At 53.5% G+C, this 25,673-nt stretch carries 28 protein-coding genes; 24 read left to right on the top strand and 4 right to left on the bottom strand.

Annotated elements, in window-relative coordinates; all coding sequences use genetic code 11:
- Positions 1–102 precede the first annotated feature (102 nt).
- The 4 genes from KE531_17985 to KE531_17970 all read left to right on the top strand — a co-directional run bounded on the left by KE531_17985 (position 103) and on the right by KE531_17970 (position 3,626).
- Positions 103–1,599 (top strand): helix-turn-helix domain-containing protein, encoded by a 1,497-nt coding sequence (locus KE531_17985; GenBank protein MBR9955484.1) that lies wholly within the window; start codon positions 103–105, stop codon positions 1,597–1,599.
- Positions 1,590–2,111 carry a methylated-DNA--[protein]-cysteine S-methyltransferase gene (locus tag KE531_17980; protein MBR9955483.1) on the top strand — a complete coding sequence of 174 codons (522 nt, stop codon included), beginning with the start codon at positions 1,590–1,592 and terminating at the stop codon, positions 2,109–2,111. Before KE531_17985 ends, KE531_17980 begins: the two co-directional genes overlap by 10 nt.
- Before the next feature lie 152 nt (positions 2,112–2,263).
- Positions 2,264–2,794 (top strand): hypothetical protein, encoded by a 531-nt coding sequence (locus KE531_17975; protein ID MBR9955482.1) that lies wholly within the window; start codon positions 2,264–2,266, stop codon positions 2,792–2,794.
- Positions 2,795–2,798: 4 nt separating this feature from the next.
- Positions 2,799–3,626: a hypothetical protein gene (locus KE531_17970; protein ID MBR9955481.1), complete on the top strand. Its 828-nt coding sequence runs from the start codon at positions 2,799–2,801 to the stop codon at positions 3,624–3,626.
- Positions 3,627–3,701: 75 nt separating this feature from the next.
- Here KE531_17970 and KE531_17965 read toward each other — a convergent pair whose 3' ends face one another.
- The 3 genes from KE531_17965 to KE531_17955 are packed head-to-tail and all read right to left on the bottom strand — an operon-like array spanning position 3,702 to position 7,272.
- A complete protein-coding gene (locus KE531_17965) occupies positions 3,702–5,444 on the bottom strand; it encodes an NFACT family protein (protein ID MBR9955480.1) in 1,743 nt (580 codons plus the stop codon).
- Positions 5,434–6,375, bottom strand: coding sequence for a LysR family transcriptional regulator (locus KE531_17960; protein MBR9955479.1), 942 nt, complete (start codon positions 6,373–6,375; stop codon positions 5,434–5,436). Before KE531_17960 ends, KE531_17965 begins: the two co-directional genes overlap by 11 nt.
- Before the next feature lie 21 nt (positions 6,376–6,396).
- A complete protein-coding gene (locus KE531_17955) occupies positions 6,397–7,272 on the bottom strand; it encodes an aminoglycoside 6-adenylyltransferase (protein MBR9955478.1) in 876 nt (291 codons plus the stop codon).
- 770 nt (positions 7,273–8,042) lie between these two features.
- Here KE531_17955 and trpE point away from each other — a divergent pair.
- From trpE to KE531_17915, 8 genes are all read left to right on the top strand, one after another.
- The gene (gene trpE, locus KE531_17950; GenBank protein ID MBR9955477.1) at positions 8,043–9,509 is read left to right on the top strand and encodes an anthranilate synthase component I; all 1,467 of its coding nucleotides are present in this window, start codon (positions 8,043–8,045) and stop codon (positions 9,507–9,509) included.
- Complete coding sequence (locus tag KE531_17945; protein MBR9955476.1) at positions 9,506–10,075, top strand: aminodeoxychorismate/anthranilate synthase component II; 570 nt, start codon at positions 9,506–9,508, stop codon at positions 10,073–10,075. The genes trpE and KE531_17945 overlap by 4 nt, the downstream gene beginning before the upstream one ends.
- 3 nt (positions 10,076–10,078) lie before the next feature.
- Positions 10,079–11,110, top strand: a complete 1,032-nt coding sequence (gene trpD, locus KE531_17940) for an anthranilate phosphoribosyltransferase (protein ID MBR9955475.1) — start codon at positions 10,079–10,081, stop codon at positions 11,108–11,110.
- Complete coding sequence (gene trpC, locus KE531_17935) at positions 11,107–11,889, top strand: indole-3-glycerol phosphate synthase TrpC (protein ID MBR9955474.1); 783 nt, start codon at positions 11,107–11,109, stop codon at positions 11,887–11,889. The genes trpD and trpC overlap by 4 nt, the downstream gene beginning before the upstream one ends.
- Positions 11,886–12,494, top strand: coding sequence for a phosphoribosylanthranilate isomerase (locus KE531_17930; protein MBR9955473.1), 609 nt, complete (start codon positions 11,886–11,888; stop codon positions 12,492–12,494). The genes trpC and KE531_17930 overlap by 4 nt, the downstream gene beginning before the upstream one ends.
- Complete coding sequence (trpB, locus tag KE531_17925; protein MBR9955472.1) at positions 12,491–13,681, top strand: tryptophan synthase subunit beta; 1,191 nt, start codon at positions 12,491–12,493, stop codon at positions 13,679–13,681. The genes KE531_17930 and trpB overlap by 4 nt, the downstream gene beginning before the upstream one ends.
- Entirely contained in the window at positions 13,674–14,444 is a 771-nt protein-coding gene (locus tag KE531_17920; protein ID MBR9955471.1) for a tryptophan synthase subunit alpha, read from the top strand. The genes trpB and KE531_17920 overlap by 8 nt, the downstream gene beginning before the upstream one ends.
- A 182-nt stretch (positions 14,445–14,626) precedes the next feature.
- On the top strand, positions 14,627–15,406 hold the full coding sequence (locus KE531_17915) for a hypothetical protein (GenBank protein ID MBR9955470.1): 780 nt from the start codon (positions 14,627–14,629) through the stop codon (positions 15,404–15,406).
- A gap of 143 nt (positions 15,407–15,549) precedes the next feature.
- Here the strand turns inward: KE531_17915 and KE531_17910 are convergent, their stop codons facing one another.
- Entirely contained in the window at positions 15,550–15,999 is a 450-nt protein-coding gene (locus KE531_17910) for a GNAT family N-acetyltransferase (protein MBR9955469.1), read from the bottom strand.
- Positions 16,000–16,180: 181 nt separating this feature from the next.
- Here KE531_17910 and citD point away from each other — a divergent pair, with 181 nt between their 5' ends.
- The 12 genes from citD to KE531_17850 all read left to right on the top strand — a co-directional run bounded on the left by citD (position 16,181) and on the right by KE531_17850 (position 25,672).
- Complete coding sequence (gene citD / locus KE531_17905; protein ID MBR9955468.1) at positions 16,181–16,480, top strand: citrate lyase acyl carrier protein; 300 nt, start codon at positions 16,181–16,183, stop codon at positions 16,478–16,480.
- On the top strand, positions 16,477–17,379 hold the full coding sequence (locus tag KE531_17900; GenBank protein MBR9955467.1) for an HpcH/HpaI aldolase/citrate lyase family protein: 903 nt from the start codon (positions 16,477–16,479) through the stop codon (positions 17,377–17,379). Before citD ends, KE531_17900 begins: the two co-directional genes overlap by 4 nt.
- 13 nt (positions 17,380–17,392) lie before the next feature.
- Positions 17,393–18,949 (top strand): citrate lyase subunit alpha, encoded by a 1,557-nt coding sequence (gene citF, locus KE531_17895; GenBank protein MBR9955466.1) that lies wholly within the window; start codon positions 17,393–17,395, stop codon positions 18,947–18,949.
- Between the two features lie 198 nt (positions 18,950–19,147).
- A complete protein-coding gene (locus KE531_17890; GenBank protein MBR9955465.1) occupies positions 19,148–20,326 on the top strand; it encodes a cation:proton antiporter in 1,179 nt (392 codons plus the stop codon).
- Between the two features lie 178 nt (positions 20,327–20,504).
- Positions 20,505–20,720, top strand: coding sequence for a hypothetical protein (locus tag KE531_17885; protein ID MBR9955464.1), 216 nt, complete (start codon positions 20,505–20,507; stop codon positions 20,718–20,720).
- Complete coding sequence (locus KE531_17880; protein MBR9955463.1) at positions 20,720–20,971, top strand: type II toxin-antitoxin system RelE/ParE family toxin; 252 nt, start codon at positions 20,720–20,722, stop codon at positions 20,969–20,971. Before KE531_17885 ends, KE531_17880 begins: the two co-directional genes overlap by 1 nt.
- Positions 20,972–21,159: 188 nt before the next feature.
- On the top strand, positions 21,160–22,038 hold the full coding sequence (locus KE531_17875) for a YicC family protein (protein ID MBR9955462.1): 879 nt from the start codon (positions 21,160–21,162) through the stop codon (positions 22,036–22,038).
- A 15-nt stretch (positions 22,039–22,053) separates the two neighbouring features.
- The gene (gene gmk / locus KE531_17870; protein ID MBR9955461.1) at positions 22,054–22,686 is read left to right on the top strand and encodes a guanylate kinase; all 633 of its coding nucleotides are present in this window, start codon (positions 22,054–22,056) and stop codon (positions 22,684–22,686) included.
- A 34-nt stretch (positions 22,687–22,720) separates the two neighbouring features.
- Positions 22,721–22,987 (top strand): DNA-directed RNA polymerase subunit omega, encoded by a 267-nt coding sequence (locus tag KE531_17865; protein ID MBR9955460.1) that lies wholly within the window; start codon positions 22,721–22,723, stop codon positions 22,985–22,987.
- Between the two features lie 84 nt (positions 22,988–23,071).
- Positions 23,072–24,409: a 30S ribosomal protein S12 methylthiotransferase RimO gene (rimO, locus tag KE531_17860; GenBank protein ID MBR9955459.1), complete on the top strand. Its 1,338-nt coding sequence runs from the start codon at positions 23,072–23,074 to the stop codon at positions 24,407–24,409.
- Positions 24,393–24,935, top strand: coding sequence for a CDP-diacylglycerol--glycerol-3-phosphate 3-phosphatidyltransferase (pgsA, locus tag KE531_17855; protein ID MBR9955458.1), 543 nt, complete (start codon positions 24,393–24,395; stop codon positions 24,933–24,935). Before rimO ends, pgsA begins: the two co-directional genes overlap by 17 nt.
- Positions 24,935–25,672, top strand: coding sequence for a nicotinamide-nucleotide amidohydrolase family protein (locus KE531_17850; protein ID MBR9955457.1), 738 nt, complete (start codon positions 24,935–24,937; stop codon positions 25,670–25,672). Before pgsA ends, KE531_17850 begins: the two co-directional genes overlap by 1 nt.
- Position 25,673 lies beyond the last annotated feature (1 nt).

Raw genomic sequence — 25,673 nt, 5'->3', positions numbered from 1 at the left:
CCGCAGGGAGGCACACTTTTTCATATCCATGTCCGAAAACAGCCGGATTTTCCCGTGAAGACGTGGTAAGATTCCTTCAGACCATGAAAAAGGAGAAGCAAAATGGAGATGGAGCGAGAAAAAATGTATGCTGCATACAAAGCAAAGGATGCAAGGTTTGATGGCCGCTTTTTCGTCGGCATTTCGTCGACGGGAATCTACTGCCGTCCCATCTGCCGAGCCAGGCTGGCGAAGCCTGAAAACTGCACCTTTTTTGCGACGGCAGCTGAAGCGGAGCTGGCGGGCTACCGTCCCTGCCTTCTCTGCCGTCCGGAGCAGTCGCCGGGAAGGCCGGCGGGAGAGCCTTCCTCCAGAGCACTTGCAGACAGGGCCGCCAGGCTCATGGAGGCGGGCTGCGGAGCCGGACGGAATTTGGAGGAACTGGCCGCAGAGCTGTGGTGCACAAGCCGCCATCTGCGGCGCGTTTTTGCGGAAGAGTTCCATGTGACACCGGTTCAGTATTTAAAAACATGCCGTCTTCTTCTGGCGAAAAGCCTTCTGACGGATACGGAGCTTTCGGTGCTGAATACGGCCATGGCATCGGGGTTCCAAAGCCTGCGCCGCTTCCAGGATGCATTCAAAGAGCAGTATCGTATGACGCCGACAGACCTCAGAAAGCAGGTGTCGGAAAAGAAAAAGGAGAAGAAAGACGGAAGCATCACGGTCTGCCTTTCCTACCGGCCGCCGTACCGCTATGAAGAGCTGCTGCGGTTTTTCGCAGAGAGGGCCATCCCCGGTGTGGAGATAGTAAAAGACGGGCGCTATTACAGGACGGCGCGGGTGAAGGATGCGGAAGGCAGGCGCCATAACGGCTGGTTTTCCGTTGGCCATGAGCCGGAAAAGAACGCCCTTTCGGTGACGGTCGGAGAGACGCTGCTTCCGGTTTTATCCCAGATCCTTGGAAGGGTGCGGAGGATGTTTGATTTATCTTGTGATCCCGAGACGGTCGCCTGCGCCCTTTCCGGCATGGAGGCGGTACGGCCGGGGCTTTTTAAGCCGGGGACGCGCGTTCCGGGAAGCTTTGATGCCTTTGAGCTTTCCGTGCGGGCCGTTTTAGGCCAGCAGATCACAGTGCGGGCGGCCTGTACGTTGGCAGGGCGGCTGGCAGAGGCCTTGGGAACGCCTGTTTTTACGGGAATCGAGGGACTTTCGCTCCTGTTCCCGGAGCCGGAGGAGTTTCTTTCTTCCGGGGAGCCTCTTGAGAGCCGCCTTGGCCCTCTTGGAATCCTTTCTTCGCGGTCAGCCGCCATCAAAAGCCTGGCGGAGGTGTTCACAGACGGGAGTATCCGCTTTGGGTTCTGCGCCGACCCGGAGGCGGAAATGAAGAAGCTGTTAAAAATTCGAGGAATCGGGAACTGGACGGCCCAGTACATTGCCATGCGTACGATGGCCTGGACAGACGCATTCCTGGAAACAGATGCCGGAATCAAAAAGGCGCTTCCGGGACTTAGTCCCAAAGAGCTTCTTAAACTGGCGGAGCCGTGGCGGCCGTGGCGGAGCTACGCCAACATGTGCCTTTGGAATTCCCTTTACGGAGAGGAGAAAACAGAATGTATGTGACAGAATATGATTCGCCGGTGGGACGGCTTCTGCTGGGTTCAGACGGAACGGCGCTTACGGGACTTTGGATGGAAGGCCAGAAGTATTTTGGCGGGACGGGAAAGGAGCTGATGGAAAAGCAGGACTCTCTGCCAGTGTTTGACGCGGCCAAAGACTGGCTGGATCGGTATTTTGCCGGAAAGCGACCTGCGGCATCAGAGCTTCCCCTTGCGCCTTCCGGGAGTCCGTTTTATCAGGAGGTTTGGAAAATTCTTTTGGAGATCCCGTATGGAACCGTGACGACCTACGGAGCTATTGCAGGAAAAATTGCAGAAAAGAGAAACCGCCCGTCCATGTCGGCGCAGGCCGTCGGCGGCGCGGTGGGGCATAACCCGATTTCCATTATAATCCCCTGCCACCGCGTCGTGGGAGCCGGCGGAAGCCTGACCGGGTATGCCGGCGGGGTGGAGAGGAAGAGGTGGCTTTTGGAGCTTGAAGGGGGATGGGGGAGAGGAAAAACGGCAGGCCTGTAAAGGAAACAGTTCTTTGATTACGAAAAAAAGAGAGGATTTTCCCTCTCTTTCTGTCTTTATAATACCACAAAATCAACCAAAAAACAAGACTGGTATCCGGCCGCCTATGGTGTTATCCTATTCTTCCACAAAAACGGAGAGGGGGATATGCCATGGAAAAGGACTGGCTTTTATGGATACAAAATGCCATGCCGGATCGCGTCCTGGAAACAAACAAAACGACAGAAAAATACGGCCTTTCGCTCACCAGAGAGGAGGCCGGAATCATTCTAAAGGAGCAGGAGCGCATTCTAAAGGAACAGAGACGGATTGACCTTAATGGCGGCGCCGCTGAAAAAATCATCCTGGAATTCTGCGATTCTGATTTCATCAACCAGGAAAATTATGCGGAAACCGTGATCCGTCTGGAAGAAATCTTTTACCTGTACAAAAACGAGATGCAGGACGAACTGACAGACGACGAACTTCTGCACCTGATGCGGGAACAGTTTGATGAACTCTGCTTCGGGGATCTGGATTATCTGGAGGGGACATGCCTGGAAAAATTCGCAGAGGCAGTCCGGGCCGGATACCGTGGGTTCCGCGGGACAGACGGGCGCCGGGAGGCCGGCAGGTTCGACGATACGGCCAGATGGGATTATGAGCTCTATCTGGAAACGCTGCGGGAACTTTTGTGGAGGTGATGAGATGGAAGGGAAAATGGACGCATGGATGGAGATTTTTTACAGGCTGGCAGACGCCTATTCTCTAAGGGAAACCAGTTCCCTGACGTATGAAAAGGCAGAGCAGCTCATGGGAGCCGTGCTTTACTGCATCCGCGAGGCCGAGAAATTGCGGCCGGACATGCCTGCATCAGGAATCGGCGCAGAAAAGGAGCTTTACGAAGCCGGAAGACAGGCGGTCTTTGAAAAAGCGAAAGAAGCCCTTGCAGCATACCATGCGCTTTTGCCGGAGTTTGACGCCTATGGGAGCCGGTGCCTGGAGGATACGTTTTTAAAAGGGCTGCCTGCGTTTTTCTCCCGCTACGATGCGCGTTTTTACCCGCAGGCGGACATCATCACCCTGGATTACCCGGTGCTTCAGGATCTGACGCAGTATTCCGGAATTGTGAGAATTTCCGTTTTTTTAGAGTGCATGGAGGCAGAACAAGCCTTTTTAAAAGCATTCCCGCGGCCGGCCGTCATCGAAATGCTGGAACACTATGATGCCGGTTTCCGGGAATCGGCAGACAATCTCTGCGAAATTGTCCTGACGGCTTTTTTCGGACATGTTCTCGCAGGAAAACCGTTCTCCGAACAGAAGTTTTGCGAGACAGATTATGACAGGATTCAAAAGAAATTTGGAAAACAGGGCAGGCAGGAGATAAAAAGGCAGGTGACAGAGGCGGTGGGCGGCATGGTTTTCAGGTGCAGAGCAGAGAGCAGTGTTTTATCGTATCTCTGCGGGGCAGCCGAAGACATTTTAAGCCGGATGGAAAACGCGGCCGCCTGCGGCTCACTAAACAATCTGTTTTAAGAGAGAATCCCTCAGGCGGGATTCTCCGCCGCAGTGCGGTTCAAACGGCGGGAAAAAATCCCGCCGTCCGCCCCCCTATTTCACCTCTTTCAGCGCAAGCCGCGGCGACGCGACAAGTGAATAGTTGGAATGATAGATCACAAAGCCGGGAGCCGCTCCCGGCACTTTTTTTAAGAATTTCCGCTGGATATAGTCGATCTCCACCTTATCATTCTCACGGCCTTTGGAATAGTAGGCCGCCAACTCGCCGGCCTCCTCAAAGGTGCGGTCAGGAAGCTCCTTTCCCTCGGTTTTCACGATCACATGGGAGCCGGGCATGCCCTTTGCATGGAACCACCAGTCGCCGCCGTTTGCCGTCTTGAAGGTCAGTTCCTCGTTCTGGTAATTGTTCTTTCCCACATAGATGTGGAAGCCGTCCGAAGAGAGATAATGGAAGGGACGGCTGGTGATTTTCGGCTTTTTGCCGCCGGCATGGCGCTTCTTGATATAGCCGTACTCCATGAGTTCCTCGCGGATTTCCACCAGGTCGTCCTCGGCGAGGGCAATGTCGAGGGCAGAGCTGATGGACTCTAAGTGGGCGATTTCCGCTTCCGTCTGCGTAAGCTGTTCGGAGACGGCCTCGAAGGTGCGCTTCTGTTTGTTATAACGGTCAAAATATTTCTTTGCATTCTCCTGGGCTGAAAGCGTCTCATCGAGGGGGATTTTGACCTCGGTATTGTCGTAATAATTGAGGCAGGCAAGCGTTTTTTCCCCTCCGGAAAGGCCGTAGCCATACGTGTTTAAAAGCTCGCCGTAAATCCTGTATTTTTCCCGCTTTTCCGTATCCTTTAACTGCTTTCTCTGGAGATCCAGCTTCTTGTAATTCCGCTCCAGGGCCGTGGAGACGATCCGGCGGAGATCCGTGGATTTCTGATGGATTCTGGAAACGGCATTCTTTTCCGCGTAATAGGTCTCCAAAAGGCGGCTGATGGATGAAAATTCCTCAGCGCGATAATCGCCGCCCTCCATCATCGTTAAAGGCACCGAAGAAAACTCCACGGGCACATCTCCGCGGTAGATGATGGACGGCCGGAAATTCCCGCTTTTCACATCGTCCATGATCCAGCCGAAGGCATGGAAGAGATGGGTGAGCGCCGCATCGGAAAACTCCCTTGCGGAGATGTCGCCGTCTAAGGAGGCCAGATGGCAGATTTCCGCAGAAACGACAGGGCTTATGCCGGTTAAGTTCATATAAATAGCCTTGGAAAGCGGCTGGGGCGCTGCACCGATGACGGCCTTAAATTCTTCCTCGGAGATTTCCAGGGGATTTTTCTTCTCCTGGGTGTGGGGGATGAAGTAAGTCCGGCCGGGAAGAACCTCGCGGACGGAGCTGACCTGGGCGGAAATATGCTTGATGCTGTCTAGGATCATGTCGTTTTCGTCGCAGAAGATGATGTTGCTGTGTTTTCCCATCAGCTCCACGATCAGGGATTTCCGTCTGAGATCCCCGAGCTCGTCGAGATGTTCCACCTCGATGCGGATGATCCGCTCAAGTCCCGGCTGCGAAACCGAGACGATGCGCCCGTTGGCGATGTGCTTTCTCAGCAGCATGCAGAAATTCGGCGCCGTCATGGGGCTCGGCTTGTTGTTTTCCGTAAAATAAAGGAGCGGCAGGCTCGCGTTGGCGGAAATCAAAAGCCGCACATTGCCGGAGTTCCCTTTTATGGTAAGAAGGAGCTCGTCTCGTTCCGGCTGTGCGATTTTGGAAATCCGGCCGGAGAGGACGGCGCCCTTTAATTCGTGTACAAGATTTGCAATAACAATTCCATCAAATGCCATGTTGTGAAGTCCTTTCTGATGCATGGATATGGTCAGGCCGTCCGGCGGCCTCATGGAGCAGGGAAAGAAACGCTTTCCGGTACCTGGTAAGATAAAGATCCCTGCGCCGGCAGGCATAAAAATGTCTCGGAAGCTCCACGCCGAGAATCGGATAGACGGCCCATGGAGCGGAATCGCCTGCATCGACATAGGAGTCAGGGCAGATCATGACGGCCTCTGCCGTCGCGGCCACCCGCTTCCCAACCTCGATGCTGACGGTTTCCAGGCCGATTTTCGGCTTGATTTCCCTGGAAATAAAGAGAGAGTCCTGGAGCGCCCGGACGGAATGGCCGGGACGGCTGCAAATGAAGGTCTCATCCCTGGCTTCCAGAATGTCGATGGGCGTCCCGGAGGGGATCCGCCCGGCGATGGCACAGCGGCGGTTGGCGAGAAGCACCAGGTGTTCCTCCTTTAAAAGCTCATAATAAAGCTCCTCATGCTTCGGCGATGTCGTCATACAGGCAATGTCCACACGGCCTTCTAAGACGCTCTGTTCCAGGTCGGCAGAGCCCTGCTCGGAAAGCTCCAGGGTCACATGGGGGAACTGTTCCGAAAAACGGGAATACAGAAGCGGCAGAAGCTCCATGGAACGCTGTACCGGAATGCCGAAGCGAAGCGTGCCGAAGTCCTCATGCTTTAACTCCTCGATTTGGCCGGACAGGTTCCGGTTTATGGCAGAAATCTGCCTGGCGGCTTCCACGTAAAGCTGTCCCGCCGGTGTCAAGGTCATGGGTTCCGTGGTGCGGTCAAAAATAGGGGCGCCGAGGCTGGCCTCGGCAGCCTTTATGGCCTGGCTTAAGGACGGCTGGGAGATATATAGTTTTTTGGCGGCTGCGGTGACGCTGCCTTCCCGCAAAACCGCCAGAATATACTGCATGTGTTTCTCATTCATAAAATCCCCTCCGGGGTCTGGTTAAAAGACGGCTTTGGCATCCTTCGGAAGCGTCCGGACATGTTTGAAAAAGCCAAAAGAGGCTGAGGCCTCATCCCGGTTATAGACATGTCCCCACCGGGCTTCAAGCTCCAGGGCCGTCTCGTCAAACAGGGCACAGGCGGCAGACACGGAATCCCAGACTTCCCCGATATCGCCGCTTATATAGGTTTTCAAAAAGCGGTTCCATGTTTTCTCCGGGAGATAGTCTTTCATATATTTGGATGCCTTTCCCATCGAAATACGGAAATCCGTCTCATATCCGATTTTCCAGTTTAAGAGCCGCACAAGCTGCGGATGGCTTGCGGAATGGTACATTTCCTGGACGTAAGGGATTTCCTCCCGCCAAAGCCCCTTTGTGATGTTGTTTAAGCACCACCAGAATTCGTTGCAGCAGGCGAGAAATTCCCCCTGGGACGGCCGCCTGATCCGATAATCTTCGTCGGACGGAGCAGGAATGTCCGGAAAAATACCGTCTTTATCGAGCAGGATCACACAGAGCTTATCGCTCAGGACATCGGCTTCCCTTACCGGCACCACATGAAGATCCAGCCGGTTCCCGTCCGCAAACTGGATGAGCCAGCCGTAGCATTTATCAAAATCCACGTCACAGCCGTTCCACTTGTCCACCTCGTCAGGGCACTGCATATAGAGCCGCTTCCCGAACCGGTCGATCCAGTGTCTGTCCTCGTAAAAAGGCCGGTTTTCCCGCACCGCATAAACGATGTCGTAGTCCTGGAAAATATCCTTTTTTACATGGGGATTCGTCCTGGAACCGTTCATATAGACGCCGCGGATCCTGTCATCCTCCTTTGCGGTATTCAGGATCAGATCAAACATTTCTTTTTCACTCCGCATGCCGTTTCGTCCTTTCTCTGCCCGGCATAGGACGGGCCGCTTTACAGTTATTATACCATGTCCGCTGCGCGGCCACGGGCCTCCGGCGGAATTTAGCGCCCGGCTTTCCGCGGTGAACGCGGAAACCGGTATGCGCAGGTATAATGTCCGCTGCGCGGCCACGGGCCTCCGGCGGATTTTAGCGCCTGGCTTTCTGCGGTAAACGCAGAAACCAGAATGCGCAGGTATAATAACCGCTCTGCGGCTATTATACCATGCCCGCTGTTTGGCGGCAACTTGAAATCCGCGGTCAGTAAGATGTGCCAATGCCCGCAAAAAATCATTGACTCCGCCGCCCCAGTATGCTATAATCCAAATCAATTTTATAAAACTAAACCGTTGAAGCGGGGATAACGGCAATGATGCCTTTACAGAGAGCCTGTGATGCTGAGAGTCAGGTGAGAAACAAGTTGTCAAATGGGCCGCTGAGGGTGCAGTCAAATGGGAGAAATCCCAGAGTATTCTGCAACGTGCTGGCATACGTCAGTTGCCGGGGATATGAAGGTATCCCGCCGAGCGCACGGGTCATTCCGTGAAATCAAGGTGGCACCGCGGATCGTGCCGTACTTCTATCAGTACGTGATTCGTCCTTGACAGAAACCGACTATTTTTCTGTCAAGGGCGTTTTTGTTTCCGGAAAAACGAAAACAGGCGGGCGGCCGAAACGTCCCCCGAAAGCTCCTTTGGCAGAAAGCGCCAGAGGAGTTTTTCTTTTTCAGGAGGCAGAGACTATGAAAATTTCACCGACTCTCGAAGAAGTCATGGAGCTTGCGGCAGGCGGCCGGTACCAGGTGGCGCCGGTAAGCTTGGAGATCCTGTCCGACTTTACCACGCCTATCGAGGCAATGAAAATACTGAAAAACGTGTCAACCCACTGTTATATGCTGGAATCGGCCATGGCGAACGACAGATGGGGCCGCTACACCTTTCTGGGCTTCGATCCGAAACTGGAGATCACCTGCATGAACGGGGAGATGAAGGCCGGAAGCCTCACCTTCCATACGGACGATCCCTCCGGCCAGATCCGCCAGATCCTTTCCGAGTACAAAAGTCCGCGGTTTGATTTCCTTCCGCCGTTTACCGGCGGACTTGTGGGCTACTTTTCCTATGACTATCTGGGATACGGTGAGCCGGCCGTCCGCTGTGAGACAAAGGACACCGAGGCCTTTAAGGACGTCGACCTGATGCTGTTTGACAAGGTGATCGCCTTCGACCACCTCTGCCAGAAAATTATCCTGATTGTCAACATGTCCTTAAAAGAGCCGGAAACCGGATACAACAAGGCCATCCTGGAGTTAAGACAGCTTTCCGACCTTCTCCACAGCGGAGAAAAGAAGAAAGAGCCGGCCGGAACGCTCATCGGGGAAGTCACGCCGCTCTTTGAAAAAGAAGAATTCTGCGGCATGGTAAAAAAGGCAAAGCACTATATCCATGAGGGCGATATTTTCCAGATCGTGCTTTCCAACCGCCTGTCCGCCCCCTTTGAAGGCAGCTTATTCAACACCTACCGGGTGCTTCGGACGATTAACCCGTCTCCGTACATGTTCTATTTTTCCGGCACCGATGTGGAGGCGGCGGGGGCCTCGCCGGAAACCCTGGTGAAGCTGGAAAACGGCGTTCTGCACACCTTTCCGCTTGCGGGCACCAGGCCGAGGGGGAAAACCGAAGAAGAGGACAGACGGCTGGAGGAAGAGCTTTTAACCGATGAAAAGGAGCTTGCCGAGCACAACATGCTGGTGGATTTAGGCCGGAACGACCTTGGCAAAATCAGCCGGTTCGGCACCGTGAAGGTCGAAAAGCTCCATTCCATAGAGCGGTTTTCCCATGTCATGCATATTGGTTCCACGGTGCGGGGAGAAATCCGGGAGGACTTTGACGCCTTAGACGCCATCGAAGCCGTGCTTCCGGCCGGAACCTTGTCCGGTGCTCCGAAAATCCGGGCCTGTCAGCTCATCGGCGAGCTGGAAAACAATAAGCGGGGCATCTACGGCGGCGCCGTCGGCTACATTGACTTTGCCGGGAACATGGATACCTGCATCGCCATCCGCCTTGCATATAAGAAAAACGGCCGGGTGTTCGTGAGAAGCGGGGCCGGGATCGTGGCGGATTCGGTTCCGGAAAAAGAATATGAAGAGTGCTTAAACAAGGCAAAATCCTCACTCCGGGCCCTGGAGCTTGCACAGGAGGCGGAATTATGATTCTTCTCATTGATAATTACGACAGCTTTTCCTATAACCTCTACCAGCTCATCGGAGAGCTTGACGAAGAGATCCGGGTCATAAGAAACGATGAGATGACCGTGGAAGAGATTCGAAACCTAAATCCTGGCCGCATCATCCTGTCGCCGGGGCCAGGACGGCCGGAGGACGCCGGAATTCTCATTGAGGCCATCCGCACACTCGGGAAAGAAATTCCTATGCTCGGCGTCTGCCTGGGTCATCAGGCCATCTGCGCGGCCTTCGGAGCCACGGTCTCATACGCGAAAAAGCTGATGCACGGGAAACAGTCGGAAGTGACCTTCGATACGGACTGCCCGTTATTTAAAAATTGTCCGCCAAAAGCCTTAGCGGCCCGCTACCATTCCCTTGCGGCCGACGCCGCCACGCTGCCGGAATGCCTGAAAATCACCGCGGTCACAAAGGACGGAGAGGTGATGGCCGTACAGCACAGGGAATTTCCCATTTTCGGCGTACAGTTCCATCCCGAATCCATTATGACACCGGACGGAAAGACCATGCTATATAATTTTCTGAAGGAGATATAAGCCATGATAAAAGAAGCCATCGTGAAAATCGTAAACAAAGAAGACCTGACCTACGATGAGGCCTATACGGTCATGAATGAAATCATGAGCGGCCAGACGTCGCCCACCCAGAACGCCGCCTTCCTTGCGGCCCTGTCGACGAAAAGCGCCAGAGCGGAGACCACCGACGAAATTGCCGGCTGTGCGGCGGCCATGAGGGCGCACGCCACAAAGGTGGAGACTGGCATGGAGCTTTTTGAGATTGTCGGCACCGGCGGCGACAACGCCCACAGCTTCAACATTTCCACGACTTCCGCCCTTGTGGCGGCGTCCGGCGGCATGAAGGTGGCAAAGCATGGAAATCGCGCCGCTTCCTCCCAGTGCGGGACGGCAGACTGCTTAGAGGCCCTCGGCGTAAACATCTACCAGAGCCCGAAGCGGTGTCTGGAGCTTTTAAATGAAGCCGGAATCTGCTTCTTTTTCGCCCAGAAATACCATACTTCCATGAAATATGTCGGCGCAATCCGAAAGGAACTGGGATTCCGCACCGTGTTCAATATTTTAGGCCCGCTCACGAACCCCGGAACGCCCTCCATGCAGCTTCTCGGCGTGTATGACGATTATCTCGTGGAGCCGCTTGCCCAGGTACTCATAAACCTCGGCGTCCGCCGCGGCATGGTTGTCTACGGCCAGGATAAGCTGGATGAAATCTCCATGAGCGCGCCCACGTCCATCTGCGAAATCAAGGACGGCTGGTTTAAAACCTCGGTCATCGCGCCGGAGGACTTTGGCTTTAAACGCTGTGCAAAAGAAGAACTGAAAGGCGGTACGCCGGAGGAAAATGCGAAGATTACGCTGGATATTTTAAACGGAGGGAGAGGGCCGAAGAGGGATGCCGTTTTGATGAACGCAGGGGCGTCACTTTATATCGGCGGAAAGGCCGGGACCATGAAAGACGGCATCGCCCTGGCCGCAGAGCTTTTGGACTCCGGAAAGGCCCTCGAAACGCTTCATAAGCTGAAAGAAATCAGCAGCCGGCCGGAGGTGGAGGAATGACAATCCTGAATCAGCTTGCGGAACATGCGAAAGAGCGCGTCAGCGAAGCAAAAAAACGTCTGCCGGAGAGCGAGCTAAAGAGGCAGGCCGAAGCCATGAAAAAAGGCGGCTTTTCCTTTGAGGAAGCCCTGAAAAAGCCAGGGCTCTCCTTTATCTGTGAGTGCAAAAAGGCGTCGCCGTCCAAAGGGCTTATCGCCCCGGTCTTTCCCTATCTGGAGATCGCAAAGAAATACGAAGCGGCAGGCGCCGACTGCATTTCTGTTTTGACGGAGCCGAAATGGTTCCTGGGAGCCGACCAGTATCTAAAAGAGATTGCTGCCGCCGTCTCCATTCCATGCCTGCGGAAGGACTTTACCGTGGACGAATACATGATTTATGAGGCGAAGGTTCTGGGAGCCGGGGCCGTGCTCCTGATCTGCTCTCTGCTGGAAGAGGGACAGCTTGAGGAATATCTGGCCGTCTGCGAAGAACTGGGGCTTTCGGCGCTTACGGAAGCCCACGATGAAAAGGAAGCCGCCATGGCCGTAAGGGCCGGGGCCAGGATCATCGGCGTCAACAACCGGAATTTAAAGGATTTTACGGCGGACACGGAAAACAGCCGGAGACTCCGGGACATGATCCCGCAGAACGTGCTGTTTGTTTCCGAAAGCGGCGTGCGGGATGCCGAAGACGTGAGAAAGCTTAAGGAAATCGGAGCCGACGCCGTGTTAATCGGCGAGGCGCTCATGCGTGCACCGGATAAGAAAAAGGCGCTTTCCGCCTTAAGAGGTGAACAATGACAGGAATCAAATTCTGCGGGCTGAAAAATCCAAGTGACATTGAGGCCGCAAACTCCTTAGAGCCGGAGTACGTGGGCTTTGTCTTTGCGCCGAAAAGCAGGCGCTTTGTGACGCCGGAGGAGGCCTGTGAGCTGAAACGTCTCTTAAGCCCGAAAATCCAGGCTGTCGGCGTATTCGTGGACGAACGGCCGGAAGTAATAGCTGAACTTTTAACATACGGCGTCATCGACATGGCACAGCTCCATGGGACAGAGAGCCCGGAGGACATCAGACGCCTCAAAGAAATCTCTGGAAAGCCGGTCATAAAGGCCTTTCTCATAAAAACCGCGGAGGATGTCCGAAAAGCCATGCAAAGCCCTGCCGACTATGTGCTGTTGGACTCCGGCATGGGGACGGGCACCGTCTTTGACTGGGAAATGATAAAGGGCATGGAAAGGCCGTATTTCCTTGCCGGAGGGCTGGAACCTGGAAACGTGGGGCAGGCCATCAGGCGGCTTTCGCCCTTTGCCGTCGACGTGAGCTCCGGCATTGAGACAGACGGAGTGAAAGATTTACGAAAGATGGCGGAGTTTTCTGCCGCCGTCAGAAAGGAAGAGAGAGTATGACAAATCCAAACGGACGTTTCGGCATCCACGGCGGCCAGTACATCCCGGAAACGCTGATGAACGCGGTCATTGAGCTGGAGGAGGCCTATAACCGATATAAAAACGATCCCGAATTCAACCGGGAGCTTTCCAACTTATTCAACGAATACGCAGGCAGGCCGTCCAGGCTCTACTATGCGGAAAAGATGACAAAGGATCTTGGCGGCGCGAAGATCTATTTAAAGCGCGAGGACTTAAACCACACCGGCGCCCACAAAATCAACAACGTCTTAGGCCAGGCGCTGCTTGCAAAGAAAATGGGGAAAACCCGCCTGATTGCCGAGACGGGAGCCGGCCAGCACGGTGTCGCATCGGCCACGGCCGCGGCCCTCATGGGCATGGAATGCGTCGTTTTTATGGGCGAGGAGGACACGATCCGGCAGGCCTTAAACGTGTACCGCATGCGGCTTTTAGGTGCCGCAGTGGTGCCTGTGAAGACCGGCACGGCCACCTTAAAGGACGCCGTTTCCGAGGCCATGAGAGAGTGGACATCGAGGATTTCCGACACCCATTACTGTCTCGGCTCCGTCATGGGCCCCCACCCGTTCCCGACCATTGTCCGGGACTTCCAGTCGGTGATTTCAAAGGAGATAAAGGAACAGATTTTAGAAAAGGAAGGGCGGCTCCCGGATGCCGTCATCGCCTGCGTGGGCGGCGGCTCCAACGCCATCGGAAGCTTTTATCATTTTATTGAGGACAAAGACGTCCGCCTGATCGGCTGCGAGGCGGCGGGAAGAGGCATCGACACCTTCGAGACGGCGGCCACCATTGCCACCGGCCGGCTCGGTATTTTCCATGGCATGAAATCCTATTTCTGCCAGGATGAGTACGGCCAGATCGCCCCTGTCTATTCCATTTCGGCCGGCCTTGACTATCCCGGCGTCGGCCCGGAGCACGCCTATCTTCATGACATCGGACGGGCCGAATACGTGCCGGTCACGGACGAGGAAGCCGTGTGCGCCTTTGAATATCTGGCGCGGACGGAAGGGATTATCCCGGCCATCGAATCGGCTCACGCCGTGGCCCATGCCATGAAGCTGGCGCCGGCCATGGGGAAAGACCAGATTCTCGTCATCACCATTTCCGGCAGGGGAGACAAGGACTGCGCCGCCATTGCCCGTTACAGAGGGGAGGATATCCATGAGTAAGATAAAGAACGCATTTGAAAACGGAAAGGCATTCATCGCCTTCATCACCTGCGGCGACCCGGATCTTGAGACCACCGCAGCGGCCGTCCGCGCCGCCGTCACAAACGGCGCCGACCTCATCGAGCTTGGAATTCCCTTTTCCGACCCCACCGCCGAGGGGCCTGTGATCCAGGGGGCGAACCTGCGGGCGCTGACGGGCGGTGTCACCACCGATAAGATTTTTGCCTTTGTAAAAGAACTGCGGAAAGACGTGACCGTGCCCATGGTGTTCATGACCTACGCCAACGTGATTTTTTCCTACGGTGCCGGCCGCTTCCTTTCTGCCTGTCAGGAAATCGGAATCGACGGGCTCATCCTGCCGGATCTGCCCTTTGAGGAAAAGGATGAATTCCTTCCGGTCTGCCGGGAGTACGGGGTTGACCTCATATCCTTAATCGCCCCCACGTCGGAAAACCGCATCGCCATGATCGCAAAGGAGGCCGAGGGCTTTTTATACATCGTTTCCAGCCTTGGCGTGACGGGGACGAGAAGCGAAATTAAAACCGACCTGGAATCCATCATAAAAGTTGTCCGTGAAAACACCGACATTCCCTGTGCCATCGGCTTCGGGATTTCCACGCCCGAGCAGGCAAAAAAGATGGCAGACATCTCCGACGGCGCCATCGTCGGCTCGGCCATCATAAAGATTTTGGAACAATACGGGAAAGAGGCGCCGTCTCACATCGGCGCTTATGTGAAGTCCATGAAGGATGCACTGCGGTAGAAGAGAGAAAATTTTGATTTTATTTGAATATTTAAAATGAATTTACATGAAAATAGGCTGTTTTTAAAAAATTATTCTTGCTGTGGAAGATATATGTATGAAGATTGAACAAAATATGGTTATGAAAAAAGAATAGACTTATCGCTCGATGAATGATAAAATGCAAAAAAGGAGGTTATGTTATGAGTTCAGTAACTGCAAGAATAAAAGAAATCAAGCAACCTCGTGGCGGATATATCAAACCCTCACATTTTGATTTTATCCAAATAAGTGATGAAAAAATTTTAAGTGAGGACGAAAACATTCATGCTTCTGTCATTGGTATGGCAGTAGACTACTTAACCCGTTATGAAATGGGAGTTAATCTTGAAGATGCCTTTGCTATATCGTGTTATGGTGCAGAAAGGGCAAGCAAATTAGGATGTAAAGGCGCACTTAAAGAAGCACAAAAATATCTTAATCAAATAAAAGGGCTGGATGATAAGTCTATTGTAAATGCATGCAAAATGGTTACTTTTGATGTTTGGTTCAGAAATCCAAAGGAAGCTTTATTGGCTAAAACCGCTTCTGAAACTAATCCAGACTTAAATTCGATTAAGAATATTCGTATCATGGTTGAGCGGAGTGTAGCATTTTGGAATGAATATGGACCGATAATTAAAGATGGGTTTACTTTTGAACCGACTGGATATACAAAGACAGTAGATTCAGGTGATGGGGATTTTTTAACAGAAGATACATTATGGGATTTTAAAGTTTCAAAATCAAAACCCACAAACAAACATACTTTACAACTGTTAATGTATTGGATCATGGGTCAACATTCTGGCAAACCAGAATATAAGAAAATTACTAAAATGGGAATTTTTAATCCGAGATTAAATACAATACACATACTAAGGATAGAAAATGTGTCTGAGGATATTATTAAAGAGATAGAATCAGATGTTATTTGCTATTGAAAGCAGGTTTTGATACATATTAAGATAGTAAAGTAGTAAATCTAAAACAGCTATAAAGGATAACCATTATATAGGCTATCTTTTATAGCTGTTTTCCCTGTTATCGTCAGATCATAAATAGTTGGCGTCGTTTCTGTACTGCCTCATTCTTCATGCACATACATCCGCGACATCTCCTCGTCCCCGTCGCCCTGCACCATGCAGAGAAACTCCCAGCCGTACCGCTCATAAAACGAGGTATGGCCGGTAATCAGATAAAGCGTCGGGATTCCGAGCGCCTTCATGTCCGCGCAGATAAAAGAGAGAAGCGAGCCTGCGATGCCATGTCCGCGGAACTCTTCCTCCACATACAGCGCGCAGAGGTTGGGCGACAGATCCTTCCGGTCATGAAAATCATTCTCAATAATTCCGGCGCCGCCGATGATCGCACCGTTCTCCATCACAAGATACCACTGGGGAACAGCTCCCTTATTTAACAGGCATTCCGCCATGCTTTCCTCATACGCCTCTTTTGGGATCCCCCATTTGGAATGAAACCACGCCGCGGCCTCGCCTGCCATGTGTTCCTGATCCCTCAGTTTTACAATTTCCATTTCGTTTTCCTCCCGTATCCTTTCTTTACCCAGCATACCACAGGCCGAACCATCCAACAACTGTTTTCACACCATAAGAAACTTCCTATGGATCCCATAAACGGATAAGTATTGGAGACAAAAAACAATCCGTGATATAGTAAAGATAAAGAAAATGTACGGAATAAAAAGGAGGAACAGCATGGAGATCAAAAAGACAGCCATGGCCGGGACGCTGGAATCCAGCGACGTCCAGGTCACCATTGAACCGTCGGAGAACGGCATCGAAATTCTCCTGGAAAGCAGCGTCATGAGACAGTTCGGAAGACAGATCCGGGCAGTCGTAAAAGAGACGTTAGAGCGGCTGGAGGTAACAAATGCGAGGGTGGCGCTGGTGGATAAAGGCGCCCTGGACTGCACCATAAAAGCCCGCGTGGAGTGTGCCGTGTTCCGCGCCTGCGAAAAGACCGAAAATTACCCGTGGGGAGGTGCCATCCGATGAGCCATCCGAACAAAAAAAGACTGAGACGTTCCATGATGTTTTTAAACTGCCAGAAACCGGCGCTCATCAAGGATCCCTATATCTATAAGCCGGATTCCATCATGCTGGATTTAGAGGACGCTGTGGCCGAAAACCAGAAGGACGCGGCCAGGTTCTCCCTCTATCATGCATTAAAAGAGATCGACTACCGCGGCGTAGAGCGTGTCGTCCGCATCAACGGCCTCGACACGCCCCACTGGAAAGAAGACATCCGCGTCTGCGTGGCCGGCGGCGCCGACGTAATCCGCATCGCCAAAACTGAAACGGCAAAGGATGTGCATCTGGTGGAGGAACATGTCCTGGCGGCAGAAAGAGAATTTGGCAGGCCGGAGGGCAGCACGCTTTTAATGGCGGCGCTGGAGTCCTGCCGCGGCGTTTTAAATGCTCTGGAGGTTTCCGAGTCGTCGGAGCGGCTGATCGGCATCGCCTTATCCGGCGGCGACTACACGAAAGACCTCCAGACCCACATCACCGGGACGGGCGTCGAGCTTCAGGGCGCCAGACAGCACATGATAATGGCAGCCAGAGCGGCCGGCGTCCAGTGCTGGGACACGGTATTTACGAATCTCGACGACATGGAGGGCTTTGAGCGGGAGACCGAGATGATTAAACTCATGGGCTTTGACGGAAAATCCTTAATTAACCCGAGGCAGATCGCCATTGTCCATAAAATCTTTACCCCGACGGAAAAAGAAGTGATTTTCGCAGAAAAAGTCGTGCGGGAGATCGACGAAAAGAAGGCGAAAGGCATCGGCGTTTTCACCGTGGACGGGAAGATGATCGACATTGCCTTTTACGACGGTGCAAAACGGACGCTCGCCATGGCAGAGGCGGCCGGCGTCTATTTCAACAGGGCATAAGGAGGGCTTTTACATGAAGAATGCAGTCGGAAGAGAAATCCCGGAGGAAATCCTGCGGGAGACAGGAAAAGACATCTTCCGGGGCGCCTATGCCCTGGACGGCTATGAATACAAAAAAGCGGCGCCGAAGGTACGCGCCCTTGTGGATCCGAAGCGGGAAAAACTGGTGCCTTCCATAAAAGAGGCACTGGAAAAATGCGGCATCAAAGACGGCATGACCCTTTCGTTTCACCATCACTTCCGTGAGGGCGACTATGTGGTAAACATGGTGATGGAAGAGGTGCACCGCATGGGCATCAAGGACATCACCATCTGCGCCAGCTCCCTGGGAAAAGCCAACGACGCCATTGTGCCATATATCGAGGACGGCACGATCACAGGCATCCAGTCCTCCGGCGTCCGCGGGAAAATCGGCGAGGCCATCTCCGCCGGGCGGCTTAAAAACCTTGCAATCATGCGCTCCCACGGCGGCCGCGTCCGGGCCATCGAAACTGGCGAAGTCCATATCGACATCGCGTTCATCGGCGCGCCCACCTGCGACGAGTACGGAAACTGCCGGGCAAACGGTGGAAAAAGCGACTGCGGCGTCCTTTCCTACGCCATGGCAGACGCCCGCTATGCCGACAAGGTGGTGGCCGTGACAGACTGTCTGGTACCGTTCCCCAACGTGCCGGCCAGCATTTCCATGACCGACGTGGACTATGTCTGCGTGGTGGAGGAAATCGGAAACCCGGCGAAAATCGCCACAGGCGCAGCTAAGCCGACTACGGACGTGAGAAAGCTTCTGATGGCCGACTACTGCACGGAATTCGTCATCCACACGCCGTACTTTAAGGACGGTTTTTCCTACCAGACCGGCGTCGGCGGCGCCTCCATCGCTTCAACGATTTCCCTCGGGAAAATCATGGAAGAGCGCGGCATCAAAATGGGCTTCGGCGTTGGCGGCATCACGACGCCCATGTGCGAGCTTTTAGAGCGGGGGCTGATCCGAAAAATTGTCGATACCCAGGACTTTGACTTAGGCGCCATCGAATCCATCAAAAAGAACCCGAACCATGTGGAAATTTCCGCGTCGGAATACGCAAATCCCATGAACAAGGGCGCCTATGTGAACCGGCTGGATTTCGTGATCCTGGCATCTTTAGAGGTAGATGTGGACTTTAACTGCAACGTGGTAGTCGGCTCCGACGGCATGATCACCGGCGCCCAGGGCGGCCATCCCGACACGGCGGCCGGGGCAAAATGCACCATCGTTATCGCGCCGCTTCTTCAGGGCAGGATTCCGGCCATCCGCACAAGCGTCACGACGGTGACGACGCCCGGCGAAACGGTGGATGTTGTCATCACCGACTACGGCATCGCCATCAACCCGAGAAGACAGGATCTGATCGAGTGCATGAAGGGCGTAAACCTGCCGTTCTGCACCATCGAGGAACTGCGCGATAAGGCATACGCCATCTCCGGCGTGCCGGACGACGTGGAATTTGAAGACCGTGTCGTAGGCATCATCGAAAGCCGCGACGGCACGATTCTGGACGTGGTGCGGCAGGTGAAGGCGGAAGAGGAGTAAAAAACCTTGACAAGACTGGTTTCCTTTAATAGAATAATGGACGGGAATGAAGTTCTCCCGGGGCCAACGGCCCGAACCGCCGAATCATAGACATGACAGGCTGATGACTTCTGTGACAAATCACAGGGGCCGTCAGCCTTTTTTATGGGAAATCTTCCCTGTCCGGCATCCTGGCCCCGCACGAAAGGAGAAATTTTTATGCTCTTCAGTCTTTCCATGATTTTTTTATGCGGCATGATCTTCGGCGGGATTTTTGCCCGCCTGCGCCTGCCGTCTCTGCTCGGCATGCTCCTTACGGGGATGCTTTTAGGCCCTTACGGCCTGAATCTTTTAAGCCCGGAAATCCTCATGATTTCCGCGGATTTAAGGCGGATTGCCCTCATCATTATTTTAACGAGGGCCGGCCTGAACCTGGATCTTTCGGAGCTTAAAAAAGTTGGGCGCCCTGCCGTCCTCATGTGTTTCCTTCCGGCGTCCTTTGAGATTGCCGGGATGCTTCTTCTGGCGCCGGGGCTCCTTGGAATAAGCATTCTGGAGGCGGCCGTCCTCGGCGCAGTCATCGCAGCCGTCTCTCCGGCCGTCGTCGTGCCAAGGATGCTGCGGCTCATGGAAGAGAAGCGCGGGACGGCGCACGGGATCCCGCAGCTTATCATGGCAGGCGCATCCGTGGATGACGTATTTGTCATCGTCCTGTTCACCTGCTTTACAGGCCTTTTGACTGGCGGGACGTTTTCTCCGGCAGACCTTTTAAAAATCCCCACGTCCGTTGTCTCCGGCGCCGTCTGCGGCCTGGCCTTCGGAGCGGCTGCCGCTGCGTTTTTTAAAGCCGTCCATCTGCGGGACAGCCTGAAAGTGCTGATCCTTTTAAGCGTCTCGTTCCTGTTTGTGACATTGGAGGATGCCATGGATGGAATCATAGGCTTTTCCGGCCTTTTAGCCGTCATGGCCATGGGAGCGTCCTTAAAAAAATTCCGCCGGCCCGTGGCTGAGCGGCTTTCCCTGAAATACTCCAAGCTCTGGGTGGCGGCCGAGCTTTTGCTTTTCGTCCTGGTGGGTGCTGCCGCAGACCTTCCTTATGCCCTTTCTGCCGGCCCTGCCGTCGTTGCTGCGATCTTCGGCGCCCTGCTTTTCCGGATGGCCGGCGTATTTTTAAGCCTGGCAGGGACAAGGCTTACGAAAAAAGAGCGGCTTTTCTGCATGATTGCCTACACACCGAAAGCCACGGTACAGGCAGCCATCGGCTCCGTGCCGCTTTCCATGGGGCTATCCTGCGGAAATATCGTCCTGACGGCGGCCGTAGCGGCCATCCTCTTAACCGCGCCCCTGGGGGCATTCCTCACAGATGTTTCCAGCCGGAAACTGCTAGGCAGCCGGTGAAGTGCACAAACACGCACCATGATATTGTATAACATACACTATGTACCCGTTAAAAAAGATATGTTATACTAAGTTTGAAAGCAGGTGATCCTATACCAGGATCGGAAGCACAGAAGAAAACAGGGAATAAGTATTTAAGAAAGCGATTGAGGAAATATAGAAAGGGAGGCGTTGAAAAGTGAGCAATAAAGAAATGATTATTCATCTTTTAGACAATATTCCGGATTATAAAATGGGTTATGTGCTGGCATACGTGCAGGGCGTGGCAGCGGATGAGGAAGCGGACGACCTGTTCTGCCAAAGAATGCTTGAAAATTACGAGAATGCACCGGATGAAGACAAAGAGGGAGTCCCCCTGGAAGATTGCCTGAAAGAATGGGGGCTCGAAGATTGATGTACAGAATCATCATCAAAAAGAAAGCGAAAAAATTCATTGATAAACTCCCGATGAATGAGCGAAAAAGAATTGTGGAGGAAATTAAGCGGCTTCCCAATGGGGAAAACATCAAAAAGCTAAAAGGGCACGATGATCTTTTCCGCCTGCGCGTCGGAAATTACAGGATTATCTATATGGTGGATCACGGTATTCTGACCGTTTTTGTCATTGATGCCGGGAATCGCGGAGAGATATATAACAGATATTAAAATAGCGGGGAGAGATCCCCGTTTATTTCTTTGCATCATGGATGAAAACAATTTCGATGCCCGCAGAGCCGGTAAATTGTCACGAATCAGCCAGGAGCCTGGCCGGAAACTGCTCGACATTTCAGTTGACTAGAATTTCCATTTGACGTATAATAGACCCATCTATGTGAAAGTGAGGCAGCACAGGAATGATAAAGAGCATGACCGGCTTTGGCCGCCATGAAATTGTGACGGACGAGTGCAGGATTTCCGTCGAAATCAAGGCAGTCAATCACCGTTACCTGGATCTGGCAATCAAAATGCCGAAAAAATTCAACTATTTTGAAGCGGCAATGCGGACGCTTTTAAAAGACTATATCCAGAGAGGGAAGGTCGACGTATTCATCACCTATGAAGATTATACGGAAGAAAAGGTCTGCCTGAAATACAACAGCGCCCTGGCTGCGGAGTATATGGAAAGCTTCGAGCGGATGGCAGAGCAGTTCGGGATTGAAAACGACGTGAAGGTGTCCATGCTGTCGCGGTGTCCCGAGGTACTTACGATGGAACAGGTGCCGGAAGACGAGGAACAGCTCTGGGCCGTCCTGGAAAAGGCCCTTCGCGGCGCGGCCGAGGGCTTCGTGGAGACGAGGCTCAGGGAAGGTGAGAATTTAAAGAACGACCTTCTCGGAAAACTGGATTACATGAGCGAGATGGTGGACTTCATCGAGACGCGTTCGCCGGGAGTCCTGGACGAATACAGGAAGAAGCTGGAGGACAAGGTAAAAGAGATGCTCCAGAGCGCGTCCGTCGATGAGAACCGGATCCTCACGGAGGTGACGATCTTTGCCGATAAAATCTGCGTGGACGAGGAAACGGTGCGGTTAAAGAGCCATATCGCCGGCATGAAAAAAGAGCTTCTGGCCGGCGGGAGCGTCGGGCGGAAGTTAGACTTCATCGCCCAGGAGATGAACCGGGAGTCCAACACGATCCTTTCCAAGTCCAACGACCTGGAGATTTCTGACCATGCGATCATTTTAAAAACCGAGATCGAAAAGGTCAGGGAGCAGATCCAAAATATCGAATAACTGGAGTGAAAAGCCATGAAAAAACAGGGAGTTCTGGCGGTTGTGTCGGGGTTTTCCGGCGCCGGCAAGGGAACCGTCATGAAGGCACTGCTTGAAAAATACGACAATTACGCCCTTTCCATTTCCGCGACCACGCGGGATCCGAGACCGGGCGAGGAAAACGGCAGGGAGTATTTCTTTGTATCGGAAGAAACCTTCCTGTCCATGATTGAACATGACGAGCTCATCGAGCATGCCCGCTATGTGAACCACTATTACGGGACGCCGCGGGCGTATGTGGAAGAAAAAATGGCCGAGGGAAAAGACGTGATCCTGGAAATTGAAATCCAGGGCGCCTTAAAGATCAAGGAAAAATTCCCCGATGCCCTTCTGATTTTCATCGTCCCGCCGACGGCAAAAGAGCTGGAAAACAGGCTCACGGGCCGCGGAACCGAGACGAAGGAGGTCATCGAAAAACGGCTTAAGAGGGCAAAAGAAGAGTCCGATGGAATGGATTCTTATGATTATATTCTTGTAAACGATGAGGTGGAGGCCTGCGTGGAAACGCTTCACGGCCTGATCCAGTCGCAGCATCTGCGGGTTTCCGGAAACCGGGAGCTGATTGCGCGGATGAAGGCGGAGCTTAAGGAGCTCTGCCCGGGGGAATAGCCCAAAACAGGTGATTTTGAAAGGAGTTTAAAATATGTTACGTCCATCTTATTCTGATCTGATTGATGCAGTAAACAGCGCTGTGGAGCCGGGTGAAGAGCCGGTGGTTCAGAGCCGTTATTCCATCGTAATTGCCGCCGCAAAGCGGGCAAGACAGCTCATCGACGGCGACGAGCCGATGGTGGCCGGCGCTGCCGGAAAAAAGCCGCTTTCTGTTGCAGTGGAGGAGCTTTACGAACAGAAGGTCACGATTGCAAATGACGAGGCGCCTGCCGAAGAGGAAAACGAAGTCAGCGAATAAGGCTGGAAAGGGGAGGAAATGAAGGCTCATGGGCTCTGTTTCCTCTCTTTTTGTCATAGAACGAAATTATCAGGAGAAAAACCAATGAATTTGCTTTTCATATCACTGGGGTGCGACAAAAACCTGGTGGATACGGAAAAAATGCTCGGCCTTCTCGGAAAAGAGGGCTATGCCTTCGTGGACGATGAAAACGAAGCTGACGTGATCGTCATCAATACCTGCTGTTTCATCGGCGACGCAAAGGAGGAAAGCGTCAATACGATTCTGGAAATGGCGCGGTTAAAGGAAACCGGCCGTTTAAAGGCACTGATTGTCACCGGCTGCCTGGCGCAGAGATATAAAGAGGAGATCACCACAGAAATCCCGGAAGTGGACGCTGTCCTTGGGACAACCTCCTATGAGGCCGTGGCCCAAGCCGTAAAAGAGGCATTGGGCGGCCATCACACAGCGATTTTTAAGAGCATCGACGAGCCGGTGGGAGAGACGACGGACCGGCTTGTAACCACCGGCGGCCACTACGCATTTTTAAAGATTGCCGAAGGCTGCGATAAACGCTGTACCTACTGCATCATCCCGTACCTGCGCGGCAAATACCGGAGCGTCCCCGTGGAACAGCTCGTAAAAGAGGCCGGTGAGCTGGCTGAAAAAGGCGTGAAGGAGCTGATCCTCGTGGCCCAGGAGACCACGGTTTACGGAAAAGACTTATACGGGAAAAAGATGCTTCCGGAGCTTTTGCACCGTCTGGCAGGAATTCCCGGCATCCAGTGGATCCGTCTCCAGTACTGCTATCCGGAGGAGATCACGCCGGAGCTCATTGAGGCCATAAAAACCGAGGAAAAGGTCTGTCACTATCTGGATATCCCGATCCAGCATGCCAGCGACGCCGTCCTAAAGCGGATGGGGCGCCGCACAAGCAATGCAGAGATCCGAGGGTTAATCGAGACACTCAGAAAGGAAATCCCGGACATCGCCCTGCGCACGACGATGATTTCCGGCTTCCCCGGCGAAACCGAGGACGACCACCAGACGCTTCTGGATTTCGTCTATGACATGGAATTTGACCGCCTTGGCGTCTTCGCCTACTCCCCGGAGGAGGACACGCCGGCTTACGGCTTCCCGGATCAGGTGCCGGAAGAGTTAAAAGAGGAGCGGCGCGATGAAATCATGGAGCTCCAGCAGGACATTGCCTTTGAAAAGTCCGCCCGGATGAAGGGGCGCGTGCTGGAGGTGATGATCGAGGGGAAGGTGGCAGACGAAAACGCCTACGTGGGGCGCACCTACATGGACAGCCCCGGCGTGGACGGCCTGATTTTCGTCAACACGGAGCTTCCCCTGATGTCGGGGGACTTTGTCCGTGTCCGCGTGACCGGCTCTGCCGATTATGATCTGATTGGGGAGGTAGAACATGAATTTACCGAATAAGCTTACGATTCTCCGCGTGATTATGATCCCGTTTTTCGTGGCGTTCCTGATGCTTGAAAACGGGGCCAACACCACGTACCGCTATATTGCGGCGGCGCTTTTCATCATTGCGAGCCTGACCGACCTTTTAGACGGAAAGATTGCAAGGAAATACAACCTTGTCACGAACTTTGGAAAATTTATGGATCCGCTGGCGGACAAGCTCCTTGTCTGCTCGGCGTTAATCTGCATGATTGAGCTGGGACAGCTCCCGGCCTGGATGGTGATTATCATCATCAGCCGCGAATTCATCATCAGCGGCTTCCGCCTGGTGGCGTCTGACAACGGCGTCGTGATTGCGGCAAGCTACTGGGGGAAGTTTAAGACCACCTTCCAGATGATCGGCGTTGTGCTTCTGATCCTCAACATTCCGGCACTTTCCATGGTGACGGATATTGTGATCTGGATCGCCGTGGCGCTGACCGTCATTTCCCTGGTGGACTATATCGTGAAAAACGCAGGCGTTCTGAAAGAAGGGAAAATGTGATGGTTAAGACGGATAAAGGATATCTTCAGATGTATAAGATCTTCGGGAAAAGCGAGACGGAGATCAAGGAACGGCTGGCCGGGCTTTTGGAGTGCAGAGGCGGGCTTTCCGTGACGGTGCGGAGACGCGCAAAGGAAGTCCAGGTTCTCCTTGAGACGGAAGAGACCGACGAGGAGACGGCAAAGCAGTATATCAAGCCTGCCGGAAAGGCCGTCAAAAAGGCTCTCGGCGACATGATCTATTCGTCGAAGGAAAACGAGGCCATGGAGGAAGCCGTGTACCGGCTGCTGGCAAAATACGGCCTGACGGCGGCCACGGCTGAGTCCTGTACCGGCGGCCTGACGGCTGCAAAGCTCGTCAACGTGCCGGGCGCATCGGAGGTCTTCCATGCCGGCTTTATTACCTATTCCAACAAGGCAAAAAGGAAGTTCCTTGGCGTAAACAAGGCGACCTTAAAGAAATACGGCGCTGTCAGCAAAAAGACGGCCCAGGAGATGGCCGAGGGCGGCGCGGCTGCCGCTGAGGCGGATGCCTGCGTGGCAATCACCGGGATTGCCGGCCCAGACGGCGGCACCGAGGAAAAACCGGTGGGGCTTGTCTATGTGGCATGCTGCCTGAAAAACGACACGGTCGTGGAAGAGTGCCATTTCCGCGGGACGAGAAGCGAGATCCGAGAGCAGTCCGCCATGTACGCGCTGGATCTTCTGCGGCGCACGATTCTTAAAAATTACCGGTAGG

It is taken from the genome of Eubacteriaceae bacterium Marseille-Q4139 (assembly GCA_018223415.1).
In the GTDB taxonomy this organism is placed as follows: domain Bacteria; phylum Bacillota; class Clostridia; order Lachnospirales; family Lachnospiraceae; genus CABSIM01.
This window is presented reverse-complemented; position numbering and strand designations above follow the sequence as displayed.

What these genes read in the sequence shown, in the direction of transcription:
- KE531_17985 (MBR9955484.1), top strand. Translation starts at nt 103, where the DNA reads ATGGAGATGGAGCGAGAAAAAATGTATGCTGCATACAAAGCAAAGGAT.
- KE531_17980 (MBR9955483.1), top strand. Translation starts at nt 1,590, where the DNA reads ATGTATGTGACAGAATATGATTCGCCGGTGGGACGGCTTCTGCTGGGT.
- KE531_17975 (MBR9955482.1), top strand. Translation starts at nt 2,264, where the DNA reads ATGGAAAAGGACTGGCTTTTATGGATACAAAATGCCATGCCGGATCGC.
- KE531_17970 (MBR9955481.1), top strand. Translation starts at nt 2,799, where the DNA reads ATGGAAGGGAAAATGGACGCATGGATGGAGATTTTTTACAGGCTGGCA.
- KE531_17965 (MBR9955480.1), bottom strand. Translation starts at nt 5,444, where the DNA reads ATGGCATTTGATGGAATTGTTATTGCAAATCTTGTACACGAATTAAAG.
- KE531_17960 (MBR9955479.1), bottom strand. Translation starts at nt 6,375, where the DNA reads ATGAATGAGAAACACATGCAGTATATTCTGGCGGTTTTGCGGGAAGGC.
- KE531_17955 (MBR9955478.1), bottom strand. Translation starts at nt 7,272, where the DNA reads ATGCGGAGTGAAAAAGAAATGTTTGATCTGATCCTGAATACCGCAAAG.
- trpE (MBR9955477.1), top strand. Translation starts at nt 8,043, where the DNA reads ATGAAAATTTCACCGACTCTCGAAGAAGTCATGGAGCTTGCGGCAGGC.
- KE531_17945 (MBR9955476.1), top strand. Translation starts at nt 9,506, where the DNA reads ATGATTCTTCTCATTGATAATTACGACAGCTTTTCCTATAACCTCTAC.
- trpD (MBR9955475.1), top strand. Translation starts at nt 10,079, where the DNA reads ATGATAAAAGAAGCCATCGTGAAAATCGTAAACAAAGAAGACCTGACC.
- trpC (MBR9955474.1), top strand. Translation starts at nt 11,107, where the DNA reads ATGACAATCCTGAATCAGCTTGCGGAACATGCGAAAGAGCGCGTCAGC.
- KE531_17930 (MBR9955473.1), top strand. Translation starts at nt 11,886, where the DNA reads ATGACAGGAATCAAATTCTGCGGGCTGAAAAATCCAAGTGACATTGAG.
- trpB (MBR9955472.1), top strand. Translation starts at nt 12,491, where the DNA reads ATGACAAATCCAAACGGACGTTTCGGCATCCACGGCGGCCAGTACATC.
- KE531_17920 (MBR9955471.1), top strand. Translation starts at nt 13,674, where the DNA reads ATGAGTAAGATAAAGAACGCATTTGAAAACGGAAAGGCATTCATCGCC.
- KE531_17915 (MBR9955470.1), top strand. Translation starts at nt 14,627, where the DNA reads ATGAGTTCAGTAACTGCAAGAATAAAAGAAATCAAGCAACCTCGTGGC.
- KE531_17910 (MBR9955469.1), bottom strand. Translation starts at nt 15,999, where the DNA reads ATGGAAATTGTAAAACTGAGGGATCAGGAACACATGGCAGGCGAGGCC.
- citD (MBR9955468.1), top strand. Translation starts at nt 16,181, where the DNA reads ATGGAGATCAAAAAGACAGCCATGGCCGGGACGCTGGAATCCAGCGAC.
- KE531_17900 (MBR9955467.1), top strand. Translation starts at nt 16,477, where the DNA reads ATGAGCCATCCGAACAAAAAAAGACTGAGACGTTCCATGATGTTTTTA.
- citF (MBR9955466.1), top strand. Translation starts at nt 17,393, where the DNA reads ATGAAGAATGCAGTCGGAAGAGAAATCCCGGAGGAAATCCTGCGGGAG.
- KE531_17890 (MBR9955465.1), top strand. Translation starts at nt 19,148, where the DNA reads ATGCTCTTCAGTCTTTCCATGATTTTTTTATGCGGCATGATCTTCGGC.
- KE531_17880 (MBR9955463.1), top strand. Translation starts at nt 20,720, where the DNA reads ATGTACAGAATCATCATCAAAAAGAAAGCGAAAAAATTCATTGATAAA.
- KE531_17875 (MBR9955462.1), top strand. Translation starts at nt 21,160, where the DNA reads ATGATAAAGAGCATGACCGGCTTTGGCCGCCATGAAATTGTGACGGAC.
- gmk (MBR9955461.1), top strand. Translation starts at nt 22,054, where the DNA reads ATGAAAAAACAGGGAGTTCTGGCGGTTGTGTCGGGGTTTTCCGGCGCC.
- KE531_17865 (MBR9955460.1), top strand. Translation starts at nt 22,721, where the DNA reads ATGTTACGTCCATCTTATTCTGATCTGATTGATGCAGTAAACAGCGCT.
- rimO (MBR9955459.1), top strand. Translation starts at nt 23,072, where the DNA reads ATGAATTTGCTTTTCATATCACTGGGGTGCGACAAAAACCTGGTGGAT.
- pgsA (MBR9955458.1), top strand. Translation starts at nt 24,393, where the DNA reads ATGAATTTACCGAATAAGCTTACGATTCTCCGCGTGATTATGATCCCG.
- KE531_17850 (MBR9955457.1), top strand. Translation starts at nt 24,935, where the DNA reads ATGGTTAAGACGGATAAAGGATATCTTCAGATGTATAAGATCTTCGGG.